The sequence below is a fragment of the Nocardioides cavernae genome, from assembly GCF_016907475.1.
In the GTDB taxonomy this organism is placed as follows: domain Bacteria; phylum Actinomycetota; class Actinomycetes; order Propionibacteriales; family Nocardioidaceae; genus Nocardioides; species Nocardioides cavernae.
Window position 1 is genome coordinate 2,577,305 of record NZ_JAFBCA010000001.1, and the last position, 26,356, is coordinate 2,603,660.

27 protein-coding genes are annotated in these 26,356 nt (G+C 71.8%); 15 read left to right on the forward strand and 12 right to left on the reverse strand.

Translation table 11 applies throughout. From position 1 onward, the window contains the following. Positions 1-4 precede the first annotated feature (4 nt). Genes JOD65_RS12080 through JOD65_RS12095 form a run of 4 tightly spaced genes read right to left on the reverse strand, consistent with a single transcriptional unit; the run spans position 5 to position 3,960 of the window. On the reverse strand, positions 5-358 hold the full coding sequence (locus JOD65_RS12080) for a lycopene cyclase domain-containing protein (RefSeq protein ID WP_191196979.1): 354 nt from the start codon (positions 356-358) through the stop codon (positions 5-7). A gap of 7 nt (positions 359-365) precedes the next feature. After that, the gene (crtI, locus tag JOD65_RS12085; protein ID WP_204811133.1) at positions 366-1,988 is read right to left on the reverse strand and encodes a phytoene desaturase family protein; all 1,623 of its coding nucleotides are present in this window, start codon (positions 1,986-1,988) and stop codon (positions 366-368) included. Continuing rightward, positions 1,985-2,869 (reverse strand): phytoene/squalene synthase family protein, encoded by an 885-nt coding sequence (locus JOD65_RS12090; RefSeq protein ID WP_191196980.1) that lies wholly within the window; start codon positions 2,867-2,869, stop codon positions 1,985-1,987. The genes crtI and JOD65_RS12090 overlap by 4 nt, the downstream gene beginning before the upstream one ends. Beyond that, positions 2,866-3,960, reverse strand: a complete 1,095-nt coding sequence (locus JOD65_RS12095) for a polyprenyl synthetase family protein (RefSeq protein ID WP_191196981.1) — start codon at positions 3,958-3,960, stop codon at positions 2,866-2,868. Before JOD65_RS12095 ends, JOD65_RS12090 begins: the two co-directional genes overlap by 4 nt. 54 nt (positions 3,961-4,014) lie before the next feature. Between JOD65_RS12095 and JOD65_RS23735 the strand changes: the two genes are divergently transcribed. Both JOD65_RS23735 and JOD65_RS12105 read left to right on the forward strand, forming a co-directional pair. Further along, positions 4,015-4,869 (forward strand): DICT sensory domain-containing protein, encoded by an 855-nt coding sequence (locus JOD65_RS23735; RefSeq protein WP_275579250.1) that lies wholly within the window; start codon positions 4,015-4,017, stop codon positions 4,867-4,869. 34 nt (positions 4,870-4,903) lie between these two features. After that, entirely contained in the window at positions 4,904-6,712 is a 1,809-nt protein-coding gene (locus JOD65_RS12105; RefSeq protein WP_307821125.1) for an ABC transporter ATP-binding protein, read from the forward strand. A gap of 39 nt (positions 6,713-6,751) precedes the next feature. Here the strand turns inward: JOD65_RS12105 and JOD65_RS12110 are convergent, their stop codons facing one another. After that, complete coding sequence (locus tag JOD65_RS12110) at positions 6,752-7,342, reverse strand: hypothetical protein (RefSeq protein WP_191196984.1); 591 nt, start codon at positions 7,340-7,342, stop codon at positions 6,752-6,754. A gap of 153 nt (positions 7,343-7,495) precedes the next feature. On the opposite strand from JOD65_RS12110, the gene JOD65_RS12115 reads away from it, so the two are divergent. The 7 genes from JOD65_RS12115 (at position 7,496) to JOD65_RS12145 (ending at position 15,300) form a co-directional block, all read left to right on the forward strand. Beyond that, positions 7,496-8,110, forward strand: coding sequence for an HAD-IA family hydrolase (locus tag JOD65_RS12115; RefSeq protein WP_191196985.1), 615 nt, complete (start codon positions 7,496-7,498; stop codon positions 8,108-8,110). A 28-nt stretch (positions 8,111-8,138) separates the two neighbouring features. Next, positions 8,139-9,122, forward strand: coding sequence for an SDR family NAD(P)-dependent oxidoreductase (locus JOD65_RS12120; RefSeq protein ID WP_191196986.1), 984 nt, complete (start codon positions 8,139-8,141; stop codon positions 9,120-9,122). Between the two features lie 74 nt (positions 9,123-9,196). Further along, positions 9,197-11,188, forward strand: coding sequence for a threonine--tRNA ligase (gene thrS, locus JOD65_RS12125; RefSeq protein ID WP_191196987.1), 1,992 nt, complete (start codon positions 9,197-9,199; stop codon positions 11,186-11,188). Positions 11,189-11,194: 6 nt separating this feature from the next. Further along, positions 11,195-11,497, forward strand: a complete 303-nt coding sequence (locus JOD65_RS12130; RefSeq protein ID WP_191196988.1) for a hypothetical protein — start codon at positions 11,195-11,197, stop codon at positions 11,495-11,497. Next, positions 11,494-12,651: a MalY/PatB family protein gene (locus tag JOD65_RS12135; protein ID WP_191196989.1), complete on the forward strand. Its 1,158-nt coding sequence runs from the start codon at positions 11,494-11,496 to the stop codon at positions 12,649-12,651. Before JOD65_RS12130 ends, JOD65_RS12135 begins: the two co-directional genes overlap by 4 nt. Positions 12,652-12,767: 116 nt before the next feature. Then, complete coding sequence (locus JOD65_RS12140) at positions 12,768-14,165, forward strand: HNH endonuclease signature motif containing protein (protein ID WP_191196990.1); 1,398 nt, start codon at positions 12,768-12,770, stop codon at positions 14,163-14,165. Positions 14,166-14,547: 382 nt separating this feature from the next. Then, complete coding sequence (locus JOD65_RS12145) at positions 14,548-15,300, forward strand: class I SAM-dependent methyltransferase (RefSeq protein WP_191196991.1); 753 nt, start codon at positions 14,548-14,550, stop codon at positions 15,298-15,300. A gap of 31 nt (positions 15,301-15,331) precedes the next feature. Here JOD65_RS12145 and JOD65_RS12150 read toward each other — a convergent pair whose 3' ends face one another. Then, positions 15,332-17,524 (reverse strand): glycoside hydrolase family 15 protein, encoded by a 2,193-nt coding sequence (locus tag JOD65_RS12150; protein ID WP_191196992.1) that lies wholly within the window; start codon positions 17,522-17,524, stop codon positions 15,332-15,334. A 315-nt stretch (positions 17,525-17,839) separates the two neighbouring features. On the opposite strand from JOD65_RS12150, the gene JOD65_RS12155 reads away from it, so the two are divergent. Together JOD65_RS12155 and JOD65_RS12160 are read left to right on the forward strand one after the other, a co-directional pair. Continuing rightward, positions 17,840-18,412 carry a hypothetical protein gene (locus tag JOD65_RS12155; protein ID WP_191196993.1) on the forward strand — a complete coding sequence of 191 codons (573 nt, stop codon included), beginning with the start codon at positions 17,840-17,842 and terminating at the stop codon, positions 18,410-18,412. Continuing rightward, the gene (locus JOD65_RS12160) at positions 18,409-19,566 is read left to right on the forward strand and encodes a PrsW family intramembrane metalloprotease (RefSeq protein ID WP_191196994.1); all 1,158 of its coding nucleotides are present in this window, start codon (positions 18,409-18,411) and stop codon (positions 19,564-19,566) included. Before JOD65_RS12155 ends, JOD65_RS12160 begins: the two co-directional genes overlap by 4 nt. A 38-nt stretch (positions 19,567-19,604) precedes the next feature. Here JOD65_RS12160 and JOD65_RS12165 read toward each other — a convergent pair whose 3' ends face one another. Next, positions 19,605-20,039, reverse strand: a complete 435-nt coding sequence (locus tag JOD65_RS12165; RefSeq protein WP_191196995.1) for a VOC family protein — start codon at positions 20,037-20,039, stop codon at positions 19,605-19,607. 93 nt (positions 20,040-20,132) lie between these two features. Then, entirely contained in the window at positions 20,133-20,612 is a 480-nt protein-coding gene (locus JOD65_RS12170; protein ID WP_191196996.1) for a GNAT family N-acetyltransferase, read from the reverse strand. 23 nt (positions 20,613-20,635) lie between these two features. Here JOD65_RS12170 and JOD65_RS12175 point away from each other — a divergent pair, with 23 nt between their 5' ends. Further along, positions 20,636-21,145, forward strand: a complete 510-nt coding sequence (locus tag JOD65_RS12175) for an HIT family protein (protein ID WP_191196997.1) — start codon at positions 20,636-20,638, stop codon at positions 21,143-21,145. Here JOD65_RS12175 and JOD65_RS24030 read toward each other — a convergent pair. Together JOD65_RS24030 and JOD65_RS23750 are read right to left on the reverse strand one after the other, a co-directional pair. After that, positions 21,130-22,272 carry a N(5)-(carboxyethyl)ornithine synthase gene (locus JOD65_RS24030; RefSeq protein WP_204811135.1) on the reverse strand — a complete coding sequence of 381 codons (1,143 nt, stop codon included), beginning with the start codon at positions 22,270-22,272 and terminating at the stop codon, positions 21,130-21,132. The two genes, JOD65_RS12175 and JOD65_RS24030, sit on opposite strands and share 16 nt — an antisense overlap. Next, positions 22,269-22,403 carry a hypothetical protein gene (locus tag JOD65_RS23750; protein ID WP_263575349.1) on the reverse strand — a complete coding sequence of 45 codons (135 nt, stop codon included), beginning with the start codon at positions 22,401-22,403 and terminating at the stop codon, positions 22,269-22,271. Before JOD65_RS23750 ends, JOD65_RS24030 begins: the two co-directional genes overlap by 4 nt. Positions 22,404-22,474: 71 nt before the next feature. Here JOD65_RS23750 and JOD65_RS12185 point away from each other — a divergent pair, with 71 nt between their 5' ends. Continuing rightward, positions 22,475-23,245, forward strand: coding sequence for an inositol monophosphatase family protein (locus tag JOD65_RS12185; RefSeq protein ID WP_191196999.1), 771 nt, complete (start codon positions 22,475-22,477; stop codon positions 23,243-23,245). A 10-nt stretch (positions 23,246-23,255) separates the two neighbouring features. Here JOD65_RS12185 and JOD65_RS12190 read toward each other — a convergent pair whose 3' ends face one another. Together JOD65_RS12190 and JOD65_RS12195 are read right to left on the reverse strand one after the other, a co-directional pair. Beyond that, a complete protein-coding gene (locus JOD65_RS12190) occupies positions 23,256-24,020 on the reverse strand; it encodes a maleylpyruvate isomerase family mycothiol-dependent enzyme (RefSeq protein WP_204811137.1) in 765 nt (254 codons plus the stop codon). Between the two features lie 42 nt (positions 24,021-24,062). Beyond that, positions 24,063-24,671, reverse strand: coding sequence for a TetR/AcrR family transcriptional regulator (locus JOD65_RS12195; RefSeq protein ID WP_191197000.1), 609 nt, complete (start codon positions 24,669-24,671; stop codon positions 24,063-24,065). Positions 24,672-24,730: 59 nt separating this feature from the next. Here JOD65_RS12195 and pgsA point away from each other — a divergent pair, with 59 nt between their 5' ends. After that, entirely contained in the window at positions 24,731-25,354 is a 624-nt protein-coding gene (pgsA, locus tag JOD65_RS12200) for a phosphatidylinositol phosphate synthase (RefSeq protein ID WP_191197001.1), read from the forward strand. A gap of 64 nt (positions 25,355-25,418) precedes the next feature. Next, positions 25,419-26,351 (forward strand): pyridoxal 5'-phosphate synthase lyase subunit PdxS, encoded by a 933-nt coding sequence (gene pdxS / locus JOD65_RS12205; protein WP_191197002.1) that lies wholly within the window; start codon positions 25,419-25,421, stop codon positions 26,349-26,351. Positions 26,352-26,356 lie beyond the last annotated feature (5 nt).

The following is a 26,356-nucleotide window of genomic DNA, read 5'->3' on the forward strand; positions in this document are numbered from 1 at the left end:
CGGCTCACCTCGCCTTCTCGCGGGACCGCGGAGCCCCGGGTCGTACGCCGCGCCGGGCCGCGCGCACCCCCTCGAGCGTCAGCACCGACACGACCGGGATGACCACGAAGAAGCCGATCTCCTCGAGCGGCAGGCCCGCGATGCGCCACGGCAGCGTCTGGTCCTCGTCGAACCACCAGTGCCCGACGTGCGTGGCCCAGAGGTCCCACAACAGGAACGGCGTCCCGGCGAGGCCGATGGTGAGGAGCAGGCGCCCCGGCTGCTTCAGCACCTGCAGCCGGAAGGCGGGCACAAGAGGCAGCGTCCCGGCGAGGCAGAACGCCAGCATGGCGACGTACGCCCAGTGGGGAAGGCTCATGGGGCGCTCATGCCTGCACCGGCAGGCTGGAGCGGTCGCCGCTGAGGCGCTTGAGCACGAGCTCGGCGCTGATCAGGCACATCGGCAGGCCGACGCCGGGCACGGTGCTCGCGCCGGCGTAGAGCAGGCCGTCGACCTTGGCGGAGACGTTGCCCGGGCGCAGGAAGGCGCTCTGGCGAAGGGTGTGCTCCAGCCCGAGGGCTCCGCCGCGCCACGCGTGGTAGCGGGTGGCGAAGTCCTCGGGGCCGACCGTGTGGCGCACCCTGATCCGCTCGCGCAGGTCGGGGACGCCCGCCCAGGAAGCGATCTGGTCGATGGCCGCGTCGGCCGTGCGCTCGACGGTCTCGGACCCTGCGCCCTCGTCGCCGCCGCTGCCGATGGCCGTGTCGGCGGGCACGGGGACGAGCACGAACAGGTTCTCGCACCCCTCCGGGGCGACGGTGGGGTCGGTCTCGGAGGGCTTGCAGACATAGATCGAGGCGGGGTCGGGCACCCGTGCATCCTTGCCGAAGATGTCGCCGAAGTTCTGCCCCCAGTCGCGGGTGAAGAACAACGAGTGGTGCGGCAGCTGCGGCAGCCGCCCCTCGACGCCCAGCATCGCGAGCACCGCACCGGGGCCGGGGGAGCGGTCGCGCCATGCCGGCTCGGGGTGCGTCTGCAGCCCCGCGGGCAGCAGCGCCGTCTCGAGGTGGTGCAGGTCGGCGGCTCCGACGACGACGTCGGCGTCGACGGTGCGCGGGCCGTCCGGTGTCTCGTGCTCGACGCCGGTGACGACGGGTCGTCCACCTGCGGCGTCGGAGGTGAGGATCCGGGTGACGGCCGCGCCGGTGTGCAGGCGCGCGCCGTGCTTCTCCGCGAGGTCGGCGATGACCCGGATCAGCCGGGTGAACCCGCCCTGGGGGTAGAGCACGCGGTCGCCGAGGTCGAGCCGGCTCATCAGGTGGTACAGGCTCGGCGTGCGGCTGGGGGAGGAGCCTAGGAAGACCGCGGGGTAGCCGAGCACCTGGCGCAGCCTGTTGTCGGTGAACGACCCGGCGACGTGGCTCTCCAGCGACCGCGTCAGCAGGCGGCCGAGGGCAGGCGTCCGGCGTACGACGTCGGGGTGCACGAAGGCCGTCGGTGAGTCGAAGCTCGTGTAGAGGAACCGGCGCAGGGCCATGTCGTAGGTGTCCTCCGCGGAGCGGAGGTAGGCGTCGAAGCGGTCACCCGCCCCCGGCTCGAGCCGCTCGAACAGCGCCCGGTTGTGGGCGCGGTCGGGTCGCAGGTCCACCGGCTCGGGGTGGCCCTCGAAGAAGACGCGGTAGCTCGGGTCGAGCACGGTCAGGTCGAGCTCGGCCTCGGCGGTGGTGCCGAGGAGCGAGAAGAAGTGCTCGAAGACCTCGGGCATGAGGTACCACGAGGCGCCGGTGTCGAACCGGTAGCCGCCGCGCTCGACGCTGCCGACGCGACCGCCGAGGTCGTCGTTCTTCTCCAGCAGGTCCACCGAGTGGCCCCGCGAGGCGAGGAGCGCCGCGGTGGCCAGGCCGGCGATGCCGCCACCGACGACGACCACGCGCCGCGGGGAACCGTCACCGGCGCTGCGGGGCGTCGGGGTGAACCGGCTGAGTCGTTCGGGCAGGCGCAGCGTCACGAGCGTCCTCCGCGCAGCGAGCTCGCGGCGAGGCGCAGCTTGACCGGCGTCGGCACGCGGACGCGGGTGTGGCGGATCTCCTCCGCCGAGGCGGCCCGCAGCCGCTGGGCCAGCTCGGCGAAGGTCGCGTGGGCCGCCCGGACCGCGCGGCGGCTGCTCGGGGGCAGGTCGGGCACGACCGCCGCGGCAGCCCGCAGGTCCTCGTCGACGTCGTCGAGGATGCGGTCCCGGTCGGCCTCGCAGAACCGCTCGACGTCCAGTCCGGGGAAGTAGTCGCGGCGCAGCAGGTCGTGGTCGTCGGTCAGGTCGCGCACGAAGTTGAGCTTCTGGAAGGCCGCTCCCAGGCTCCGTGCGCCGGCGGCGAGCCGCTCGTACTGCGCCTCCTGGTCGGACGGGGCGTCGGGCGCGGCCAGGAAGGCGCGCAGGCACATCAGCCCGACGACCTCGGCCGAGCCGTAGACGTAGCGCTCGAAGCTCGCCTGGGTGTGGGTCCGGGTGTCGAGGTCGGTGCGCATCGAGGTGAAGAACGGCGAGACGATCCCGGGCTCGATCCCCACGGCGATGGCGGTGCGCGCAAAGGCGTGCACCACCAGGTTGCCGCTGTAGCCGGTGCGCATCGCGTGCGCGACGTCACCCTCGAGCCAGTCGAGCATGGTGGCGCGCGCGGACCGGTCGAGGGTCGGGTCGGGGTTGTCGACGATCTCGTCGGCGACGCGCACGAGCGCGTAGATGTTGCGGACCTGGGTGCGCACCGGCTCGCCCAGCAGCCGCGAGGCCAGGCCGAACGAGCTGGAGTACTCGCGGATCACCACGGCCGAGCTCGCCTCCGACACCGAGTCGTAGAGGCTGCGGGGCGCGCCGCGGCCCACGAAGAGCGTCATGCCGCGACCTCGCTGCCGTCGGCCGGCAAGGCTGGTCGGACGGCCACGCCGTCGATCAGGTCGGCCGGGACGCCCAGGCCGTCGAGCACGGCGCGCGCCTGGTCGAGGTGCTGCTCGGCGAGGTCCTCCACGAAGCGGCGCGAGCCGGAGGCCACGAGGAGCCCCCGGGCCTCGTCGAGCTCGGCGTCGCTGAGCTCGCGGCCGACATAGGCACTGATCTGCGGCCACGCCGACGTCGTCCGGGCGTGGACCAGGAGCGGCGTCTGCTTGCGGGTGCGCAGGTCGCAGGTGGCGCTCTTGCCGGAGCGGGCCGGGTCGCCGAAGACGCCGATCAGGTCGTCGGCGAGCTGGAACGCGATCCCCATCGCCCGGCCGACGTCACCGAGCCGGCTGGTCGTCTCCTCGTCGGCGCCGGCCAGCACCGCACCCGCCTGCAGGGGGAGGGCGAAGGAGTAGGCGCTGGTCTTCTGCGCCTCCATCTCCAGGCTCTGGGCGAGGGTGGCGGGGGCGAGGTCGAGCGAGTGGCGGACGTCGGCGAGCTCGCCCGAGGCCGTCCGGTGCAGCGCGGTGTCGAAGAGGTCGAGCAGCCGCGCGACGACCGGGGCCGGGGCACCGCTCAGCGCGACCGTGCGCACCGCGGCCGCGAGGGCCAGGTCGCCGGCCAGGATCGCGGCGGTGAGCCCGTAGCCGGCGGCCACCTCGGGGTCGGCCCCGTCGACGCCGGCGAGGGCGCGGAAGGTGCCGCTGACGTTGGGCCGCCCGCGCCGCACGTGGTCGCCGTCGATGACGTCGTCGTGGATGACGAACGCGGTGTGGAGCAGCTCGACCGCCGCGCCGACCTCGGCCGCAGCGTCGGACGCGCCTCCGCCCAGCGCGTCGTGGGTGGCGACCACCAGAGCCGGCCGGAACCGTTTGCCGCCCTCGGTGGCGGCGCAGAGCGCCTCCCACAGGAGCGCGTGGTGGGCGTCGATCGCGGCCGCGCGTCGGCGACCGCCGTCGAGGACCCGTGCCAGTGCCGCATCCGTGCCGGTGCCGATCATCTGTGCCTCCCGCAGCTCGACCGTTCCTTGGTTGCCAAACCTATGCAACACTTCCAACTAAATCTAGGCACGGTGCGAAGGAGTGGACAAGGTTTGGACAACCATTTGGACACCCATGGTCGCGCCTCCCTCACCATCGGCGACCTGGCCCACAGGACCGGAGTACCCATTTCGACGCTCCGCAGCTGGGAGAGGCGCTACGGGTTTCCGCAGCCGCACCGTCAGCCCGGGGGTCACCGCCGCTACAGCGAGGCCGACGTCGAGGCGGTCCTGGACGTGCTGGCGCGCCGGCGCGGGGGCCTCTCGCTGGCCGCCGCCGTCCACCGCGCGGAGGTCCCGCAGGCCCGGACGGGGTCCGTCTTCGCCGACCTGCGGCGCCAGTACCCGTTGCTCCGGCCGCAGGTGCTGTCGCGACGCACGCTGGTGTCGATGAGCCATGCGATCGAGGACGAGTGCGCGGCGCGCGCCGCCGACCCGGTCCTCTTCGGGGGGTTCCAGCGCGAGCGGTTCCTGCGTGCGTCGTACGACCGCTGGCGCGAGCTCGCCCGCACGGCGCGGTCCGCTGTCGTCCTCGCCGACTTCCCCCACGGGGCGGCCCCCGCCCCGCCGACGCGTGGGGTCCCGGTGGAGGTCGCCCTGCCGCCTGAGTCGCCGCTCAACCGCGAGTGGCTGGTCGTGTGCGACGCAGCCGACCTGCCGGCGTGCCTGGTGGCGGTCGAGCGCCCGGGCCAGGGCGCCGAGGGGACGCGCGAGCGCACGTTCGAGGCGGTCTGGTCGGTCGACCCGCAGGTGGTCCGTGACGCCAGCCGGATCGCCGGGGCGCTGGCCGACGAGCTGCGGCCCGGCTGGCGCGACGCCGACCTCCCCGACCAGCCGGATCCGCCGGGTGCGTCGGAGGACCTCTACCGGGCCACGCTGCTCTTCGACCGGATGGTCGCCTACATCGACGCGGCCCGCTGACGGGACACCGGTTAGGGTCACCTAACCTGTGCGGGTGCCCGAGCCCTCCGACCCCGACGCCGTCCAGCCGCTGAGAGCCCTCTGGCGCCGCTACGGGGCCTACCGCGCCAGGTTCGTCGGCGCCGTCACCGCCTCGACGGTCAACAAGGTGGCCGACGTCGTCCCCGAGCTCCTCATCGGCGCGGCCGTCGACGTCGTGGTGCGCGGCGACGCGTCCTTCGTCGGCGAGGTGCTCGGCGTCGAGTCGCGCTTCGCCCAGCTCGGCTGGCTGGCCGTGATCAACGCCGTGGTCTGGCTCGTCGAGTCGGTGAGCGAGTACGTCGCCAGCGTCCTGTGGCGCGGCCTCGCCCAGGGTGTCGAGCACGACCTGCGCGTGGAGGCGTACGACCACGTCCAGCACCTCGACCTCGGGTGGCACGAGAGCCGCCCGGCGGGCTCGACGCTCGCCACCCTCAACGACGACGTCAACCAGCTCGAGCGCTTCCTCGACGTCGGCGCGCCGGCGATCCTGCAGACCGCGCTCAACGTGCTGCTCGTGGGGGCCGTCTTCGCGGCCGCGTCGGGCCAGCTCCTGCTCTTCGCCTTCCTGCCGATCCCGCTGATCGTCATCGGGTCGCTCGTCTTCCAGCGTCGCCTCGAGCCGCTCTACGACCGGGTCCGCGCCGCCGTCGCCGACCTCTCCAGCACGCTCTCGTCCAACATCTCCGGCATCGCCACCATCAAGGCGTTCACCGCCGAGGACCGCGAGCGCGACCGCGTGTCGGCCGTCTCCCTGGCCTACCGGAGGGCCAACACCGACGCGATCCGCTCCTCGGCCGCGTTCGTGCCGCTGGTCCGGATGGCGATCCTGGCCGGTTTCACCTGCACGCTGCTGCTCGGCGGCTGGGCGACGCTGCGCGGCGACCTCGAGGTCGGCCTCTACTCCGTGCTGGTCTTCATGACACAGCGCCTGCTCTGGCCGCTGACCGAGGTTGCCGAGGTCCTCGACCTCTACCAGCGCGGCCGCGCGTCGGCGGCCCGCATCCTTGGCCTGCTCCAGGTGCCGGTGACGGTGCCGGCCGGCGCCACGGCCCTCGAGCGCCCCGTCGCCGGCCGCGTCGAGCTGCGCGGCGTACGGGCCGGGTACGCCGACGGGCCCGACGTCCTGCACGGCATCGACCTCCTCGTCCCCGCGGGCGAGACCCACGCGATCGTGGGCTCCACCGGTTCGGGGAAGTCGTCGCTGCTGCGTCTGGTGCTGCGCTTCGACGACCCCCGGGAGGGTTCAGTCCTCTTCGACGGGCAGGACGTGCGCGGCCTGGACTGGGACTCGCTGCGCGGCTCGCTCGGCTATGTCGCCCAGGACGTCTTCATGTTCGCCGGCTCCGTGGCCGACAACATCGCGTACGGCCGTCCGGACGCCACCCGCGAGCAGGTCCGGGAGGCCGCCGAGGCGGCCGCCGCGCTCGACTTCATCGAGGCGATGCCCGACGGCCTGGACACCTGGGTGGGCGAGCGGGGCGTGACGCTGTCCGGTGGTCAGCGGCAGCGGCTCGCCCTGGCCCGCGCGCTCCTGCGCGACCCGGCGGTGCTGGTGCTCGACGAGGCGACCAGCGCCGTCGACAACGAGACGGAGGCCGCGATCCAGCGCTCGCTGCGCCGTGCCACGGCCCAGCGCACGGCGATCGTCGTGGCCCACCGCCTCTCGACCGTGCGGCACGCCCACCGGATCTGGGTCCTCGACGCGGGCCGGGTCGTCGAGTCCGGGACGCACGACGAGCTGATCGACCGGGGCGGCTCCTACGCGGCCCTGTGGCGGGTCCAGACCGGCCAGGCACAGGAGCAGGACCCGGTCGCCGGGTGAGGCGACCGGGTCCTGCTCGGTGCGGGTCGTTCGCGGGGGTCAGACCGTGACCGGCTCCAGCTGCGGTGCGACCTCGGCCCGGTCGGTCTGCCGCGCGTGCCGCATCCCGAGCAGGGCGAGGGCCAGAAGGACGAACGCCCCGACGAAGGCGGCGATCGCTGCGAAGCCGGCGATGGTGCCGATGGTGGCGAAGGCGTAGCCGTAGAGGAGCAGGCCGCGCAGCGTGTTGCCCATGAAGAGCGTCTGGCGGAGGCCGGCCAGCGCCTGGCCCTCCTCGCTCGCCTTGGCCTCGTCGTCGAGGGCGAGGAACTCGCCGCTGACCTGCTGGTAGGTGCGACCGTCGCTGGCGGCGTTCATGTGCGCGAGGATGTAGTGGTCGGCGTAGGCCTTGGCCTCCGGGCCGGTGTCGAGGGCGCTGCCGGCGTACTTCTCGAGGGCGCTCACGTCCTCGTCGGCCAGGCCGCCCAGCGCGTCGCCCTCCGGCATCGTGATGTCCTGCATGACCAGCTGGTCGTGGACCTGGTCGCCGATGAACGAGTTGGCCCACGTCAGGAGACCGCCGGCGATGAGCAGGACCGCGGCGACGGCCACTCCAGTCCAGGAGACCAGCTTGTCGAGAAACGCGCGCATGATGTGCCTTCCGTCAGGGCGGTCACCGGGTCGTTCCCGCCTCGTCTCCGACGCTAGGGAGACCGCAGGTCCGCCGGACAGGGCGAAGGCACCCCACTCGGGAGGACCAAGGTCCCGAGCTGGTCGTCCCTCACTCGTCCCTAGGGTGGGCGCATGGCGATCCGTGCGGTGGTCCTCGACATCGGGGGAGTGCTGGAGGTCGTCGACGACGACGTCTTCCCCGCGCCCGCCGAGCGCCGCCTCGGCCTCGCGCCGGGCTCGATCGCCGGCGGTCTCGCCGGGCTGCCGGGCGACGCGGTGGTCGGGGAGGTGACCGAGCACCAGGTCCGTGCGGAGTGGCAGCGCGCGTTCGGTCTGGACGACCGGCAGGTCGCCGCGCTGCTGGACGACTTCTGGCGCTGGTACGTCGGGACGCTGGACCGCGAGCTGTTCGACTGGTTCGCCGGTCAACGCCCGGCGCGGCTCACCGCGATCCTGTCGAACTCCGGTCCCGGCGCGCGGGAGCGCGAGCGGTTCCACGGCTTCGAGGACGTCACCGACGACATCGTCTACAGCCACGAGGTGGGGCTCGCCAAGCCCGACCCGGCGGCGTACAAGCTTGTGACCCGACGGCTCGGCGTCGAGGCCGCGGAGGTCCTCTTCCTCGACGACGTCGAGGCCAACGTCGTCGCCGCGCGAGCCCTGGGCTGGCACGCCGTCCTCCACCTCGACACCGCCGCGTCGATCGCCGAGATGGAGCGCGTCATCGAGGCCGTCGCGGACGCCTGACGCCGGCCCTTCGGGGGTACCGGCTGGCATGCCGACCCATGATCGATCGCCACGCGTCGTCCTCGTCACCGGTGCCTCCAGCGGCATCGGCGAGGCCGCTGCCCACCGCGTCGCGCGACGCGGTGACCACCTCGTCCTCCTCGCCCGCGGCCGCGGCGCCCTCGAGCGGGTGGCCCGTGACTGCGACGGGCTGGGTGCCGCGTCGACGACGGTCGTGACGGCCGACATCAGCAACGACGACGAGGTCGGAGCCGCCGTCTCCGGCGTCGTCGCACAGCACGGCTGGATCCACACGGTCATCGGCAGCGCCGGCGTGGTCGCCTACGGCCGCGTGGAGGACGTGCCCGCCGAGGTGTTCGACCAGGTCGTCGCGACCAACCTGCTCGGCTCGGTCAACCTCGCGCGCCACGTCATGCCCGTGATGCGCACGCAGGGGTCCGGCAGCATCGTGGTCGTCGGCTCGGTGATCGGGCACGTCGCGGTCCCCGACATGGCGGCGTACGTCGTCAGCAAGTGGGGCGTCCGCGCGCTGGTGCGGCAGCTCCGGGTCGACAACCGCGACCGCCCCGGCGTCCGGATCGAGTACGTCGCTCCCGGCGGCGTCGACACGCCCATCTACCGGCAGGCAGCGACGTACGGCGACGCGGCCGGGCGTCCACCGTTCCCGGTGACCAGTCCCGAGCGCATCGCCGCCCGCGCCCTCGCGGTGGCCGACGGGCGGCGACGCGGCGGGCAGGTCGGTCTCGCCAACGAGGTGATCCGGTTCGGCTTCACCGCCGTGCCGTGGGCGTACGACCGCCTCGTCGGTCCGCTCTTCTCTGTCGCCGCCCAGGACCAGACGGTGGAGGTGCGCCCCAGCCCCGGCAACGTGCTGCAGTCGCGTGACGAGCTCAACGGCCTGCGGGGTGGGCACGGCAACGCCCTGCTCGCCATCGGCGCCAACGTCGTCGAGCTCGCCCGCCTGCGGGTGCGGGGCGGCCGACCACCGAGGCCGCACCACAAACCGGGGTGAGGCGCCGCCTGCCCGGCCGATAGCATCGCCGGGGACATCCGTCCCACCCCTCACACCTCCCTGAAGGAGCCCTCGTGTCCGACATCCAGGTCGTCCGCATCCACGCCGATCAGCGTGCGGAGACCACGGTCACGACGGGCACCAAGGCCTGGGAACTGTTCCGCGACGACGCCGACGTCGTCGCCGCCCGCGTGGCCGGTCAGCTCAGGGACCTCGCCTACGAGCTCGCCGACGGTGACGAGGTCGAGGGCGTGGCCATCGACAGCCCCGACGGCCGCGACATCCTGCGGCACTCCACCGCGCACGTGATGGCGCAGGCGGTGCAGCAGATCTGGCCGGAGGCCCGGCTCGGCATCGGCCCGCCGGTGGAGAACGGCTTCTACTACGACTTCGACGTCGAGACCCCGTTCGTGCCCGAGGACCTGGTGAAGATCGAGTCCGCGATGCGCAAGATCATCAAGGAGAACCAGCGCTTCGAGCGCCGGGTCACCACCGACGCCGACGCGCTGACCGAGCTCCAGGACGAGCCCTACAAGATCGAGCTGATCGGTCTCAAGGGCGGTGCGGGTGCCTCGGACACCGAGGGCGCCTCCGTCGAGGTCGGGGCCGGCGAGCTGACCATCTACGACAACATCGGTCGCAACGGCGAGGCAAAGTGGTCCGACCTGTGCCGCGGCCCGCACCTGCCGACCACCAAGCGGATCCCCGCCTTCAAGCTGATGCGCAGCGCAGCGGCGTACTGGCGCGGTGACGAGAAGAACAAGCAGCTCCAGCGCATCTACGGCACCGCCTGGGAGACCAAGGAGGCGCTCGAGGAGCACCTCCACCGCATCGAGGAGGCCGAGCGGCGCGACCACCGCAAGCTCGGTCGCGAGCTCGACCTCTACTCGTTCCCCGACGAGATCGGGTCGGGCATGGCGGTCTTCCACCCCAAGGGTGGCGTGATCAAGCGCGAGATGGAGGACTACGTCCGCCGTCGGCACCTCGAGGAGGGCTTCGACTACGTCGGCACCCCCCACATCAGCAAGGACGGGCTCTTCCACACCTCCGGACACCTGCCCTACTACGCGGACACCATGTTCCCGCCGATGGAGATGGAGCACGCCGAGTACCGCCTCAAGGCGATGAACTGCCCGATGCACAACCTCATCTACCGCTCGCGGCAGCGCTCCTACCGCGAGCTGCCGCTGCGGTTCTTCGAGTTCGGGTCGGTCTACCGCTACGAGAAGTCCGGCGTCGTGCACGGCCTGACCCGCGTGCGCGCGATGACGCAGGACGACTCGCACTCCTACGTCACCCCGGAGCAGGCACCCGCCGAGGTCGAGCACCTGCTCACCTTCGTGACCGGGCTGCTGCGCGACTTCGGCCTCGACGACTACTACTTCGAGCTGTCGACCCGTGACGACTCCAAGCCCGACAAGTTCATCGGGTCCAACGACCAGTGGGAGACCGCCACCTCGGTGCTCGAGACCGCGGCGCGCAAGTTCGGCGTCGACCTCGTGCCCGACCCGGGCGGCGCGGCGTTCTACGGGCCGAAGATCTCGGTGCAGGCCAAGGACGCGATCGGCCGCACCTGGCAGATGTCGACCATCCAGTACGACTTCAACCAGCCGGCCGTCGACCGCTTCAACCTGGAGTACGTCGCCGCAGACGGCACCCGCCAGCAGCCGGTGATGATCCACTCCGCCAAGTTCGGCTCGATCGAGCGGTTCATCGGCGTGCTGGTGGAGCACTACGCCGGGGCGTTCCCGCCCTGGCTCGCCCCCGTGCAGGTCCAGGGCATCCCGATCGCCGAGCGCCACAACGACTACCTCTTCGACATCGCGAGGCAGATGAAGGCGCAGGGGCTGCGGGTCGAGGTCGACGAGTCCGACGACCGGATGCAGAAGAAGATCCGCAACGCGCAGCTCGCCAAGGTGCCCTTCATGATGATCGCCGGCGACGCCGACGTGGAGGCGGGCGCCGTGTCGTTCCGCTACCGCGACGGTCGCCAGGACAACGGCGTGCCGCTGGCTGAGGCCATCGAGCGGGTGGCCGCAGCGGTCGCCTCGCGCGAGCAGGTCTGACGTCGCGTGGACCGGGCGGGGGACGTCCTCGACCTGCGCTTCGAGCCGCGTGAGGAGCGCGGCCTGCGCGTGTTCGTCCGCGCCGTCTGGCAGGCGGTGACGCTGGCCGACACGATCTCGGGCAACGACGCGAGCGGTGGTGGCGGCACCTACGTCGTCACCCGCCGCTCCGACGGCTCCGAGGTCGTCCGCGTCGACGTCTCGCACGACGAGATCGGCGCGACCCGCCTGCACCTCGAGGCCCAGCTGGCCGAGCTGACGCCCGAGGAGTTCGCCGCCACGTGGAGCCGCAGCGAGGAGCAGCCGTGACCGGCTCCGACCGCCGACCCGTCGTCGACCTGACCGACGAGGAGGCGCGGCTCAGGCTGCCGCTGAAGTGGGGCGTCCCCGACGACGTGATCCCGGCCTGGGTCGCGGAGATGGACTACGCGGTCGACCCGGTGGTTCTCGAGGCGGTCCAGCGGATGCTGGCCGACGGGATCACCGGCTACCCGCTCTTCGGCTGGGACCCGGAGCTCGCGCAGTCCTACGCCGCCTGGTCGGCCCGTCACTTCGGCTGGGCGCCCGACCCCGAGGCGGTGCATCCGGTGGTCGACGTGACGGCCGGGGTGCGGCTGGCGATCGACGTCTTCAGCGGTCCCGGGGGAGTGGTCTTCCCGACCCCGGGCTACAACGCCCAGTTCGGCCTCGCCACCATCACGGGTCGCGAGGAGGTGCGCCTCGACGTGCCCGTCTCGGCCGACCGGGCCGAGGTCGACCTCGACCGGCTCGACCGGCTCTTCGCCGACGGGGCGCAGACGCTGATCCTGACCCAGCCGCACAACCCGTGGGGCCGCGTCTTCACCCGCGCCGAGCTCGAGGGGATCCGCGACGTCGTCGTACGCCACGGCGCGCGGGTCGTCAGCGACGAGATCCACGCGCCGTTGGTGCTGCCGGGCGCCGAGCACGTGTCCTACCTCTCGATCGACGGCACCCACGACCACGCGGTCGCGGTCGTGGCCGCGTCCAAGGCGTTCAACACCGCGGGCCTGCGGTGCGCGCAGGTCGTCGTCCCGTCAACGGCCGACCGCCGGCTGCTCGCCGACCAGCCGATGTCGCGCAACGACTCGCACTCGCCGATCGGCGCCGTCGCGGCGCGGGCGGCGTACGACCTCGGCGACCCGTGGCTCGCCTCCCTCGTCGAACGGCTCGACCAGCAGCGCGCGCTGCTCGGCGAGCTCCTCGCTGCCCACCTCCCCGAGGTGCGGATGCGTCCGCTCGAGGCGACCTACCTGGCCTGGCTCGACGCCTCCGCCTACGGCCACGACGACGCCGCGGGCGTCGCGCTCGAGCGCGGTCGCGTCAAGGTCAGCCCGGGCGAGTCCTACGCCCCCGGCACCACCGGCCAGGTCCGGCTCAACATCGCCACCTCGTCCGACCGGCTCGTCGAGATCGTCGAGCGGCTCGCGAAGGCCTGGACGTAGCTCCCCGCGTTGGTCGAGGTGGGACGAAGTCCCGTCACGAAACCGGTCCACAGAGGGTGGCCAGCAACCGTGCACAGGCGTGGCCGCTGTCGGTGGCCGCCGGTAGAATCGAACACATGATCGAGGCGCTGGCAGGACCGGGAGCACGTGGGGTCGAGGACCTCACGGCCTCCGATCTGCTTGCGCTCGCGCGGGACCGGAAGGCGGCCGAGGACCGGGCATCCGCCGATCTTCTCGTCGTGGCAGCGCGGTGGGCTGATCTGCATCCGCCGGAGTCGATCCACTCGGCGGCGACCTTCGCGGTCCCTGGCTGTGAGCACGAGGAGCCGATCGCCGGTGACGGTGCGCCGCTGGTGGCGGAGTTCTGCCTGGCCGAGCTCGGTGCGGTCCTCGGGGTCTCGACGACGGCGGCAAAGAAGCTCGTCGGCCACGCCCTCGAGCTGCGCCACCGCCTGCCGCGGTTGTGGGCGCAGACCCAGGCCGGGCGGGTCCCCGCATGGCGAGCGCGTTCGGTCGCGGAGGTCACCATCCACACCAGCCCCGCCCTCACCCGCGAAGCCGCGGCGTTCGTGGATGCCCAGGTCGCCGCTGTCGCCGGTCGCATCGGCCCTGCACAGCTGGACCGGCTCGTCGCGGAGACGATCAAGCGGTTCCACCTTGCCGACGTCGATCCGGCAGCGGATCCGGAGGACGGCTACCTCCACGTCGACCCGCGCCACGCCACGATCCATGACGACGACGTGCACTACGCCGGCACCATGCGCCTCGAGGCCGAGCTCGACATCGCCGACGCCCTCGACCTCGACCGGGCGCTTGCCCACGGCGCCGAGACCTTGAAGGCCCTCGGGTCCGACATGTCGCTGGACGCGCGCCGTTCTGCTGCCCTCGGCGACCTGGCTCGCACCCAGACCGCGCTCGACCTCGCCGGGTCGGGAGCCGACCCCCAGCACCTGCCCGCCGCCCGCGAGGTCGTGCTGCACGCCCACTTCAATGCGTCCTTCGACGGCCTGGCGACCGTGTTCGGTCCGACCGGGCGGATGGAGGAAGGCCAGCGGCTGGTGCTCCTCGACCAGATCAGCGGCTGGTGTTCGGACTCGCGGACCAAGGTCACCGTCAAGCCGGTGATCGACCTCAACGCCGACCTCTCCACCCCGGCGTACGGGGTGCCGGACCGGATTCGCGAGCAGGTGATCCTCCGCGACAGGACGTGCGTGTTCCCGTGGTGCACCCGTCCGGCCCGCGGCTGCGACGTCGACCACGTCGACGAGTACGACCACGCCGCAGAGGCGGAAGGCAGACCCCAGCCCGGTCCAACGGGAACGTCGAACCTCGCCGCACTGTGCCGCTTCCACCACCGCTTGAAGACCCACACCGCCTGGCGCTACGAGATGACTGAGCCCGGGACGTTCGAGTGGACGTCGCCGCACGGCCACCGCTACCGCCGCGACCGCCACGGCACCACCGCGATCGACCCACTCGATCCGCCCGGCATTCCGCAACCACGCCGACCATGACCTCGCCCCGCACCCGCCACCCTCGACCGGCGGGGCCACGGGCACGTCCGGCGCGGCCGGGCCTGACCTCGCTCGGCCCCTCACGCCCGGGCGAGGGATGCTGCGAACCCAGGACAGCGTGTTCTCGGGATGTCACGATCGGTCACCTGACAGCTCCGGGGTCGCGTGGCTCCAGTCGAGACGGGGGAACCGAGGATGCTCACCAGGGCGATGGCCGCGCTGCAACATCGGGTGACGCGACGCAGACGAGGCCGACGTCAGACCTCGCTCCTCGCGCGCGGTCCGGCACCTGACCCGCGGCTCCCGCAGCAGTCCCTCGATCCGAATGCCAGGTTCATCGGCGAACAGATGGGGCAGGGCGGGGAGGGTTAGGGGGCGCCTCATGAGCAACCAGTTCTACTCGGACGCGAGGTTGTACGACCGGCTGTTCCCCGGTGGCGAACAGGCCGTCGAGTTCTATCGCGCCGAGGCCGATCGGCAGGGCGGGACGGTCCTGGAGCTCGGGTCGGGCACCGGGCACAAGCTGATCCCGATCGCGTCCGACGGGCATCCGTGCGTGGGTCTCGAGCTCTCGACCGACATGCTCGCCGAGGCCCGGCGCAAGGCGGACGACCGCGGCGTCGACGTCGAGTGGCTGCAGGGCGACATGCGTGAGTTCGACCTCGGTCGAACGTTCGACCTCGTGTTCATCGCCGCCAACTCCCTGCTCCATCTGCACGAGGCTGACGAAGTGGTGGGCTGCTTCCAGTCGGTACGACGGCACCTGGCGCCCGGTGCGCGGCTCGTCCTCGACGTGTTCAACCCGAGCGTGCGCGTGCTCGCCCGGGCCGACGGCGTACGACGCAGGCGTGACGCGTTGTCGTTCGTGGACCCCGATCGTGGCCCGGTGCGCGTCGATGTCGCGGAGACGTACGACGCGACCGCGCAGGTGACGCGCGGGACGTGGTTCTTCTCGACCGAATCCGAGGCCGACTTCTTCGTCGCGCCGCTGGAGATCAGGAGCATCTTCCCGCAGGAGCTGCCGCTGCTCCTCTCCCTCGGCGGTCTCCGGGTCGTCGAACGGTTCGGCGACTGGTCCCGGGCACCGTTCGCCGCAGAAGCGGCGCTCCAGCTCGTCATCTGCGAACCGGACTGAACCGACAGTGGGCAGTGGGCAGTGGGTGAGCTCAGCGCACGTAGCGGCGGGCCACCACCGCCTGCTGGTCGACGGGGGCACCGCGCTGCATCGTCCAGGCCAGCCGAACCAGTCCGGCGTGCGACCACGTCAGCGGGGTGGCGGCCCGGGTGCCCTCGCCCGCGGGGCAGCACGCCTCGCCGGTGGGCTCGCGGCCGTCCCAGACCTGCTCGGAGATCATGTCGCTCGTGCCGGCAGCTGCGGCCATGGCTGCGAGATAGGGCGTCGCGTCCTGCCCGGCGGTGATGGCGTACTCACCGCGCTCTCCGGTCAGCAGGGGCCAGGCGCGACCGAGCGTCGTGCCGGTGTCGTCCTCCGTGATCTCCCACTGCCCGCCGTCGCGCGTCTCGCCGTAGCCGTCGAAGCTGAAGCGGTGCCAGAACGGTCCGTTGGGCGTGTCCACCCGCAGCTCGTCGTCCACCAACGACAGCGTGGACAGCACGTCGGGGTCGTCAGGTTGCTCCAGCCCGAGCCGGACCAGGTCGAGGAAGCTCGGGTCGACCACGCGCCGCTGGTCGACGGCGGACGGCCCGCCGTCGCCGATGCCGTACTCCGTGCCGCGGTCGGGGCGACCGTCCTTGGTGATCCGCAGGTAGTAGGGGCTGCTGCTGAGCGGACCGTTGGTCGTGCGGGTCCACTGCTTGACCTTCGACTGCCACCGGTCGGCCAGCCGGAGCCACCGTCGGGCAGAGGTGCGATCGCCGTTCTTGCGGGCGATGTCAGCGGCGCAGACCAGACCCGCGACCTGGGTGGCGATCGAGTTCGGGGAGTAGCCGGACTGGTTCTCCCAGCGCTCCTGCGGCGAGTACGGCGCCCGCCTCCCGGTCTCCTCGTCCCGGAAGCGGACGAGGAACTGCGCGGCCCGCTTCACGCCGCGATAGGTGCGCGGCCCGTCGCGGCCCACCAGCCGGGCCAGCACGATCGGCAGCGCCACCTCGTCGAGCTGGAGCTCGGACCAGACCGGCGTCCCCTCCACGTCGGAGTTCTGCGGGAACGAGCCGTCGGGCAGCTGCTGCACGTCGAAGAGCCAGTCGACCGAGCGGCGAGCGGCCGCCTTGTCGCCCATGGCCCACAGCGCGGTGCCGAACTGATAGGAGTCGCGCGACCACACGAGGTGGTAGGCGCCCGACGGGGAGGACAGGTCCTTGACCTCATCACCCCAGACCCACGGCGCCGACGGCGAGGCCACGAGCGCCCCTGGGTTGAGCTTGTCCTCCGCGGCGGCCAGCACGAGAGCCGACGCGAGGTAGTTGCGACGGACGGCCGCGGCACTCTCGGGCACCTCCTTGAGCGTGCGGAGGTAGCGGTGCCAGCCGCGGTCGTAGCGCGCCGCGGTCTGACCTGCCCCCGCGTGGAGACCCGACCGTGCGGTGCGCTGCGCCTCCGCGCCGGTCCGCCCGAAACCCAGGACCAGCGTCGCGCTCTGCTCGCCGGCGAGCCCCGTCACGCCCGCGATCCGGCCGGTCTGCACGATGTTGCCCGGACCGGCCGAACGGCGTCCCTCGTCGAGTCGCTGGTCGTCCTCGAGGTCGCTCCAGCCGTCGTCGCGACCGAGCAGCCCGGTGCTGCTCCGGCCGAGGCGCGGGCGCGAGACGAGCGCGGACGCGACGCGCTCCTCGACGTCCGTGGCCACGAGCACCCCCCGCGTCGCGCGGCCCCGGTCGTCCATCCCGGAGTTGGCGAGCGCCGGGTCGTGCACGGCGTACAGCTGGTAGCTGCCACCGTCGAGCGACTCGAGGCGGACCCGGACGACGAGCGCGTCGCGGCGCGGGTCGGTCACGTAGGTCTTGGTGATGCGGTAGCGGCCGGACGTCGCAGTGCCGACCTGCTGGAAGCGCAGGCTGCTCTCGTCAGGACGCGTCGTGACGACGTCGACGTCCTCGGTCTCCCGGTCGGTGAACGTGCGGCCATCCGTCACCACGAGCTCGAGGCTGCGGGTGCTCGGCGTTGACAGGTCTGGGTAGAAGACCTCACTGACCCGCCCGTCCTGCAGCGTGAACCACACGTTGCTCCGCCGGGCGCGCGCCGTGCCGAAGCCCGCCTTGTCGGCCTCGGTCCACGTGCCCTTGGCGCCGCGGTCGGGGGCCGCACGCTCCGCAGTGCCCGCACCCGCGCCCAGTGGCGGGGACAGCGTGGCCGCCGCCAGGGCGAGGGCGATCGGACCGATGGGCACGCGCAGCGACATGATGGCCTCCGAGATGGGTTCACCCCGTCGTACTCCTGCTGCCGGCGCGCGGGCCACACCCCGGTGGGTACGGCGCGTGCCGCCACCCAGCCACCGATCGCTCACATGTCGGAATCGGGTGTTCCGCGCCCATCCGTCGGGATGACAGGCTCTTCGCCAGGGGGAGTGGATCGCTGCAGCTGGCGACGTCGAGTCGTTCGCCGAGCCGGAGTCGGACCGAGGCCCCGACCCCAGGTGACGATCGACACCCCGGAAGGACGCCCAGTGCCCCACTTCACGGTCCCGTACGTTCCCGTCGACAAACGATGGCTCGGGTTGGACAGGAGGTCACTGCCGTTCGGCCTCGCGGTCGTCGCTCTCGTCCTCCTGTGGGTGGTTGCCGTGCCCCGGCTCGACCGGGCCACGGCGTACGACGACGAGGTGCGGGCTGGTGAGCAGTTCGCTCTCACGGAGTCGATCGTCTTCACCCCCGCGGTCGGTTGGGAAGTCACCGGCGGCTACCGGGTCGACCCCGGTGCGAGCGCGCAGCAGTCGGGCCCGGTGCGGCTGTCGTCGCGGGGTGTGGCGATCGTGCTCAGCAGCGGGGACTTCTCCGGCACGCCCGATGCGCTGCTCTCGCAGATCGACAAGATCACCACGCGGCTGACTGACGGTGAGGGCTTCCACGTCAGCCAGCGTCGCGTCAGCCTCACCACGAAGATGGGTGACGTCGGGATCGCCCAGGGCTTCGCCAGCGCCCGGGCAAGTGGGTTCATCGCGGCCCTGGTGCTCGGCGGGACCGGCGTGGAGGTCCAGGTCGTCGGCCCGCCCGACCAGATTGCCGCCGTCGGCGACGAGGTCAGCGCCATGGTGGAGAGTATCCACGCGACGGACGGAGCGACCTCGTGAGCACCGACACTGCCCTGCTGCGTCGTGACGCCGCGCTGGACGCATCAGCCTGGGGTGAGCCGTTCCATCTCGTCCAACCTCGCAACCTCTGCTTCTGGGTCTACATCGTCATGGTCGGCTACGGCGTCTACTCGATGCTGCCGATCGTCTCCAGGAGTGCCCACTTCTCGCCCGCAGCCGTCGCGGCGGCCCTGGTCGTGAACGGGATCCTCGGGCTGCTGTGGTGGCTCTGGTTCCACCACATCGACCGCTGGGAGCGTCAGCCCGCGAAGATCCTGCTCGCCGCGTTCGTGTGGGGTGCCGTTCCGGCGACCTTCGCCATCGCGATCAACGCCAACGGCGCTCTCATGTCGCTGTGGGCCAAGTGGTTCGGGCAGGACTGGGCCGGTCACTGGCAGGCAGCACTCACGGCACCCTTCGTCGAGGAGAGCGCCAAGTTCGCCGGCTTCCTGCTGCTCATGGGCCTGGCGCCCCGGCTCGTCAGGACGGTCAACGACGGCCTCATCCTGGGTGCCTTCATCGGGCTCGGGTTCCAGGTGCTCGAAGACGTCACGTACGCCTTCAACGGAGCGCTCGAGAACTTCGGCACCGCGCCCGTCGACGGCGCGATCGGCACGGCCTGGTTGCGTGTCGCGACCGGTTTCGTGTCGCACCCGCTCTACACCGCGTTGTGCTGTGCCGGGCTGGTCTACCTGATCGGCACCGCCAGTCAGGAGCGCCGGATCGGGCGCGGACTCGGCTTCCTCGCAGCCGGTGTGCTCACCCACGGCCTGTGGGACTCCATGGTCGCTTTCGCGGGCAGTGGGGCCGTGACGCTGCTGGTCATGTTCGGCTCGGCCATCTTCGGGCTGGGCGTGCTCTGGACGGCGTTCAAGCTCGCGCGACCTGTCGAGCACGCATACGCCCGCGACATCCTCGCTCCAGAGGTCGAGGCCGGCCTGCTCGATGACGTCGAGGTCGAGGCGGTCCTGGACCGCAAGGCGCGCAAGGCCTATGTCCACGCAGGCTCCGACCACCACGCGCGTCGGGCACGCAAGCACCTCATCCACGCGGGGTACGAGCTCGTGCACGAGCTTGTTGAGGCCCGCGGTGCAGAAGACGAACGGGTCGTACGTGCGCGCGCGGAGGTCGCGCGGTTCCGTAGCGAGACGTGACCCGGAGCCGGTGCGGCGTTCCTCCAGCGGCGAGGCCCTCAGCCGAGCTGCTCGCTCAGCGCGACCATGACCCCGTCGGGGCCGTGGAGGTAGCACATCCGGTAGCCGGCGTACTCCGTCACCTCGCCGACGAGCTCGGCTCCCTGGCCGCCCAGCCGCGCGAGGACGTCGTCGAGGTCGTCGACGGCGAACATGAAGCGTCGGATGCCCAGCGCGTTGACCGGTGCACGTTCGGTCCCGGCGTGAGCGGCGGCCGGCGTGTGGAACTTGTCGAGCTCGATCCGCGACTGGCCGTCCGGGGTCCGCATCATGACGATCTCGCTCCGGACGCCGTCGATGCCCACCAGCCGGTCGACCGGCTCTCCCTCCACGATGGCCCGACCCTCCACCTCCAGGCCGATCGCACCGAAGAAGGCGATCGCGGCCTCGAGGTCGTCGACGACGACGAGGACGTTGTCCATCCGCACGGTCATGTACGTCTCCACTTCTCGACTGGCTCCACGTGGCCGACGGCCACGGGTGTGTCAGGGACGGAGTCGCCGTCAGGTTCTCGACACGATCACTCGTCAGCGCACCCGCTTGACGTACCTCCGGCACGGAGACACGAACGTCTGCCCGCCGGCGCTGACCTCGTAGGGGAGGTCGCCGCGGTCGGCCCAGCCCTGCCGCTCGTAGAACCGCCGGGCCCGCGCGTTCCCCACCACGACCGCCAGCCAGGCCGCGGAGTGACCGCCGGCCGCCACCCGCTGCTCGGCCTCGAGCAGCAGGTCGGACGCCAGCCCGGTCCCACGCGCCGGCCGGGCGACGAAGACCTGCTCCACCTCGTCGTCCACGACCATCACGAATCCCTGGAGCGACCCGTCCTCGGCGACCGCGACCGCGGTGTCCGCCACCCGGGACGGCGTGCGCGCGTGGAACGCCGTCAGGGTTCGCGCGGCCGTGAGCCCGTCGGGCACGTGCCCGGCGTGGCCGTCGTGCCAGCCCTCGTGCCAGAGGTCGGCGACCGCGGCCATGTCGGCGTCGTCAGCCGGTCGGATCGACGTCATGGGGCCACCCTAGGATCGCTGCCATGAGTGACGACGCGCTCGAGCGGATCTGGACGCCCCACCGGATGGCCTACGTCCGCACGGCGATCGACGACGAGGGCTGCCCGTTCTGCGCGATCCCCTCGCACCCCGACGAGGAGTCGCTGCTGGTCGCGCGCGGCGAGTCGACGTACGTCGTGCTCAACCTGCACCCCTACAACCCCGGCCACCTGATGGTGCTGCCCTACCGCCACGTCGCCGACCTCACCGACCTCACGGCGGAGGAGGCGGCCGAGCTGATGGCGATGACGCAGCAGGCGCTGCGGACCGTACGGACGGTGAGCCGCCCGCATTCCTTCAACGTCGGCCTCAACCTCGGCAGGTCGGCCGGCGGGTCCCTGTCCGAGCACCTGCACCAGCACGTGGTGCCGCGCTGGACCGGCGACGCCAACTTCATCACCGTCGTCGGCGGCACCAAGACCCTGCCGCAGCTGCTTGAGGACACGCGCGACCTGCTGGCCGACGCGTGGGACTCGACTCAGAGCACGCGGTAGGGGTGCTCGGCGGCCCGACCCTGGAACGCCAGGATCGCCGGGTTGCAGATCCGTCCGTCCCGGATCTCGATGGCCCGGCTGATGGTCTCGTCGGCGTCCCACGCCTGGGGACCGGCGAGGACGGTGTCCACGAAGGGGAGCAGGGCCTCGCTGTTCTCCCAGGTGGCCGAGTTCCAGAGGTAGGAGGGGCTGTGGTCCACGGCGTAGTAGTGCACACGGTCCCCGACCGTGAACATCGGGTCGTCGAAGGTCGTCGGCACGGCCCACGAGAATCCCATCCCCTCGTCGCACGACACGTCCACGATGAGACTCCCGCGGCGGAACTCGGCCAGGTCCTCGGTCTGCAGGTAGGTCAGCGGCGCGGCCGTGTTCTGGAACGTGCAGTTGACGACGATGTCGTTCTCCGCGAGGTACGGCGCCAGCGGCACGCGGCCGCGGTCGGTGATCACCTGGCTGGCGCCGGGGTCGTCCGGGTCGTGGTCGAACTGCCGGATCAGGACTGAGTGGATCGGCGACCCCACCGCTGCTACGCCGCGCGTCGTCAGCACCGCGACGTCGCCGACGCCGTGCGCCTTGAGGGCCGTCACCGCACCGCGCGCGGTCGCGCCGAAACCGATGACGACGGCACTGAGTCGTCGACCGTAGTCACCGGTGATCCCGACGAGCTCCATCGCCTGGAGCACCGAGCAGTATCCGGCGAGCTCGTTGTTCTTGTGGAAGACGTGGAGGCCGACATGCCCGTCCGCGGTCCAGTGGTTCATCGCCTCGAACGCGATCAGGGTCAGCTCGCGGTCGATCGCCAGCTGGGTGATCGCCGGGTCCTGGACGCAGTGCGGCCACCCCCACAGGACCTGTCCGGGGCGCATCGCAGCGACGTCCTCGTGCTGCGGCTTGGGCAGCACGACGACGTCGGCGTCGTGCAGGATCTCGTCGCGCGACGCGAAGCCGGCCACGAGCGGGGCCAGGTCGTCGTCGTCGATGCCGAACCGGTGGGCGTACCCGTGCTCCAGGGTGGTCCGGGACGCGACGTCGGGAGCCAGCCGCGACAGGTGGTCCGGGTGCAGCGGGAGCCGGTGCTCGTTCTCCTTGGCGGACGTCCCGATGACTCCGAGACGGAGCGCGGTCACTTCTTCTTGGGCAGCAGGCCCTCGGCGGCGTCGTTCTTCCCCGCAGCCTTGGCGTGCTTCTCGGCCCGCTTCTCCTTGAGGGACTTGCCGGACTTCTTGGACATGCCTTGCCGTGGCGACTTGTCGCTCATCGGGGCTCCTCGGTCGGAAGCCTGGATGGCTCCGTGCCGCCACACTACGCGTGCCGACTAACGTGACCGGCGTGGACGACTCGCACCTCGGCGCCGACGCCGCACTCGCCGCCGACCTGGTCCGGGAGGCGGCGCTGCTGGCCGCCCGCATCCGTCAGGAGGGCCTGGACGTCGAGCGCAAGACCAGCGGCTCCGACATCGTCACGCAGGCCGACACGGCTGCCGAGCGGCTCATCGTGCAGCAGCTCATCGCCGAGCGGCCGGACGACGCGATCGTGGGGGAGGAGGGTGCGTCGAAGCCCGGCACCTCGGGCCGGACGTGGGTGATCGACCCGGTGGACGGCACCTACAACTTCGCCCGCGGCAGCGACTGGTGGTGCACCGCGATCGCCCTCCACGACGAGGACGACGTGCTGCTCGGCGCGGTCCACCACGCCGCCAGCCTGCGCACGTGGGTGGGCGGGCCCGACCTGCCGAGCACCTGTGACGGCACGCCGCTCGCACCGCTCCCCGACACCCCGCGCGAGGCCCGCTGCGCCGCGACCTACCTGCACCCGCCGTTCTACGGCAGCGAGGTCGGTGAGGCCTTCGCCCGCGCACTGGGCCAGGTCGGCACACTGCGGATGTTCGGATCGGGGACGATGGACACGATGGCGATCGCGTGGGGTCAGTGGGACGTGCTCTTCCAGCACTCCGTCGCCGACTGGGACCGGCTCCCGGGAGCCGCGATCATCCGCGGCGTGGGCGGCGAGTCGGTCGTCGTGCCCGCCGCGGGCGTGCACTGGACGGTGTCCGGGGCGCCCGCCGCGGTGGCGGACGTCCGGGCGGCACTGCTCGGCTGAGCGGGGTCGGTCAGAAGGGCACCTGGGTCTCCAGGAGCCCCACGCCGATGCCCCTGCCGGAGATGATCCGGCAGAACTCGACCGCGTCCAGGGTCATGAGCTCGGCGTCGCCTCGCCGCCAGGAGCCGCCCGCGGGTCCGGTCAGCTCCAGCTGGTACGGCCGTCCGTGCCGCTCGGCCCACTCCGCGACCACGTCGTCCACGATCACGCCGTCGTGGTCCGGGGTCAGGGTCATCGGCCGGCCGGTCGCGGCCGAGAGGTCGGTCCGGTGCATCCAGGGGTCCCGCGTGAGGATGGTCCGGAGCAGGTAGCCCACGCTCCAGGACTCCTCCCGGCCGTTCACGGGCTGCGTCCCCGGCAGCGGCGCGCGGCCGGCACATGCGGAGATCCACCGCCGCCCACGAACGCTGCGTGGGGCAGCCCTGACGGCACCCAGCACCACCTGATCGGGCGCCCAGTCGGCGCGCTCGTCGACCTGCACCTGGGTGAGCCCGTCGACCGCCGGCCCACCGCGGCGGGCGTGGACGGCGGAGGCCTTGCGCTGCTGCCGGGCGATCTCGATCGGGGAGGAGGGGAACTCGGCCATGCCGACCATGTGGCACGCGAGCTGCCGGACGTCCCACTCGGGGCAGGACGTCGGGCGCGCCCAGTCGTCGGGCCCGAGGGCGCGCAGCGCGTCGACCGTGCGCGCGTGCTCGGTCCGGGCCAGGGTCATGGACGTCCGGGGGTCGAGGTGCGAGTGACGTCGTCGCTGCGGGGTGTCTGTCGTGGTCATGGTCGGTCCTTCACGGTGCGCTTCTGGTGCCTGGTGCCAGTCCTACTGGTGGTCGTCCGGAGGAAGGCCGACGGCGTCGGCCCACATGTCGACGCCCCGGTCGAGCAGCACGCGGTGCCGGCTGCCCCCTGCGTCGTTGGCGTGGTGCTGGTTGATGAGGCCGCCGACGAGAGCCACCCAGACCTCGAAGTCCTCGGTCGTGGCGCCGGTGAGGGCGACGATCGTGCGGTGGGCGCGTTCGAGGACCCGCACGGAGGGTGCGTACGCCTCGGCGGAGGGGGAGAAGCCGGCGACGACGCGCTGGTTCATCAGCTGGTGCCGCGCGAGGTCGGTCGCGGTGAAGTCGTAGAAGTGCGCGCCGATCACCCGCATCGCCGACCGGGGGTGTGACGGGAGGGCGCGCTCCAGGTCGGGGATCGTGGCCTCGTAGTCGCTCCAGGCCTGCTCGAACATGGCGTCGTAGATGGCGTGCTTGGAGGCGAAGTGGCCGTAGAGCGACGGGGCCCTCATCCCGATGCGCTCCGCCACGTCCCGGAGCGTGAGCTCGACGAGGCCCTTGGAGCGCGCCACCTCCCACGCCGCCTCGAGGATCTCGAGCCGGGTCGCGGCTCGGCGGACGGCGACCCGATTGCCGTTAGGAACGTCTAACACCGTTAGGACGATCCTCTCCCGTGCAGTCCACGTCAAGAGGGAGCCGATAGCCTGCGCCCGTGCTCGATCGGTTCAAGCAGTTCTGGCAGGGCGTGATGCTCGCGCCCTTCATCAACCTGTTCATCCGCCTGGGCATCAGCCCCGACGTCGTGACGCTGGTCGGCACCTTCGGGGTCAGCTTCGGCGCGCTGTTCTTCTTCCCCCGCGGCATGGTCTGGGAGGGCGTCCTCTTCATCACCGCCTTCGTCTTCAGTGACCTGATCGACGGCGCGATGGCGCGCAAGGTCGGGCGCAAGGACGACTTCGGCGCCTTCCTCGACTCGACGCTCGACCGGGTCGCCGACGGCGCGCTGTTCGGCGGGCTGATCCTCTTCTTCGCCTGGCAGCGGGAGAGCCACCTCTACCTCTGGCTGTGCCTCGTCATCCTCGTCATGGGCGCGGTGACGTCGTACGCGCGGGCGAAGGCCGACCACCTCGGCTACGACGCCAAGGTCGGCATCGCCGAGCGGCCCGACCGTCTCGTCGGGATGCTCGTGCCGGCCTTCTTCGCCGACCTCCTCGACCTGTGGATCTTGCTCGAGGTCGCCCTCTGGGCGCTCGCGGTCGCAGCCAGCGTGACCGTCGCGCAGCGCATCTGGGTCGTCCGCCGACAGGCGCTCGCTCGCGCGGCCTCGCAGGCCTGATCAAGCGCTCAACCATCGCCATCCCGATGCATCCTTTGGGATGAGGCCGCACTACGATCCAGACATGGCTGAGCACACCCCCCAGACGTCGGCCCAGACGTCTTCCGAGACCCCCATCGAGCACGGCACCAGCCGCGTCAAGCGCGGCATGGCCGAGATGCTCAAGGGCGGCGTGATCATGGACGTCGTCACCGCCGACCAGGCGAAGATCGCCGAGGACGCCGGCGCCGTCGCCGTGATGGCGCTCGAGCGCGTGCCGGCCGACATCCGCGCCCAGGGCGGCGTGTCCCGGATGAGCGACCCCGACATGATCGACTCGATCATCGAGGCCGTCTCGATCCCGGTGATGGCCAAGGCCCGCATCGGCCACTTCGCCGAGGCGCAGGTGCTCCAGTCGCTCGGCGTCGACTACATCGATGAGTCCGAGGTGCTGACCCCGGCCGACTACACCAACCACATCGACAAGTGGCAGTACACCGTGCCGTTCGTCTGCGGTGCGACCAACCTGGGCGAGGCGCTGCGCCGCATCACCGAGGGCGCAGCGATGATCCGCTCCAAGGGCGAGGCCGGCACCGGCGACGTCTCCAACGCGGTGATGCACATGCGCACCATCGGCGGCGAGCTGCGGCGGCTGCACAGCATGTCCGAGGACGAGCTCTACGTCGCGGCCAAGGAGCTGCAGGCTCCCTACGAGCTGGTCAAGGAGGTCGCGGCGGCGGGCAAGCTGCCGGTCGTCCTCTTCACCGCGGGCGGCATCGCCACGCCGGCCGACGCTGCGATGATGATGCAGCTCGGCGCCGAGGGCGTCTTCGTCGGATCGGGCATCTTCAAGTCCGGCAACCCGGCCCAGCGCGCCGAGGCGATCGTCAAGGCCACGACCTTCTACGACGACCCCGACGTGGTCGCCAAGGTCTCGCGCGGCCTCGGTGAGGCCATGGTCGGCATCAACGTCGACGAGATCCCGCAGCCGCACCGCCTGTCCGAGCGCGGCTGGTGACGCGT

Excerpts from the sequence above, each read along its gene's own strand:
- JOD65_RS12175 (WP_191196997.1), top strand. The coding sequence starts at position 20,636 with ATGAGTGACGACGCGCTCGAGCGGATCTGGACGCCCCACCGGATGGCC.
- JOD65_RS12115 (WP_191196985.1), top strand. The coding sequence starts at position 7,496 with ATGGCGATCCGTGCGGTGGTCCTCGACATCGGGGGAGTGCTGGAGGTC.
- JOD65_RS12190 (WP_204811137.1), bottom strand. The coding sequence starts at position 24,020 with ATGACCACGACAGACACCCCGCAGCGACGACGTCACTCGCACCTCGAC.
- JOD65_RS12090 (WP_191196980.1), bottom strand. The coding sequence starts at position 2,869 with ATGACGCTCTTCGTGGGCCGCGGCGCGCCCCGCAGCCTCTACGACTCG.
- JOD65_RS12110 (WP_191196984.1), bottom strand. The coding sequence starts at position 7,342 with ATGCGCGCGTTTCTCGACAAGCTGGTCTCCTGGACTGGAGTGGCCGTC.
- JOD65_RS12165 (WP_191196995.1), bottom strand. The coding sequence starts at position 20,039 with ATGACCGTGCGGATGGACAACGTCCTCGTCGTCGTCGACGACCTCGAG.
- pdxS (WP_191197002.1), top strand. The coding sequence starts at position 25,419 with ATGGCTGAGCACACCCCCCAGACGTCGGCCCAGACGTCTTCCGAGACC.
- JOD65_RS12140 (WP_191196990.1), top strand. The coding sequence starts at position 12,768 with ATGATCGAGGCGCTGGCAGGACCGGGAGCACGTGGGGTCGAGGACCTC.
- JOD65_RS12150 (WP_191196992.1), bottom strand. The coding sequence starts at position 17,524 with ATGTCGCTGCGCGTGCCCATCGGTCCGATCGCCCTCGCCCTGGCGGCG.
- JOD65_RS12120 (WP_191196986.1), top strand. The coding sequence starts at position 8,139 with ATGCCGACCCATGATCGATCGCCACGCGTCGTCCTCGTCACCGGTGCC.
- JOD65_RS23750 (WP_263575349.1), bottom strand. The coding sequence starts at position 22,403 with ATGAGCGACAAGTCGCCACGGCAAGGCATGTCCAAGAAGTCCGGCAAG.
- JOD65_RS12170 (WP_191196996.1), bottom strand. The coding sequence starts at position 20,612 with ATGACGTCGATCCGACCGGCTGACGACGCCGACATGGCCGCGGTCGCC.
- JOD65_RS12080 (WP_191196979.1), bottom strand. The coding sequence starts at position 358 with ATGAGCCTTCCCCACTGGGCGTACGTCGCCATGCTGGCGTTCTGCCTC.
- JOD65_RS12145 (WP_191196991.1), top strand. The coding sequence starts at position 14,548 with ATGAGCAACCAGTTCTACTCGGACGCGAGGTTGTACGACCGGCTGTTC.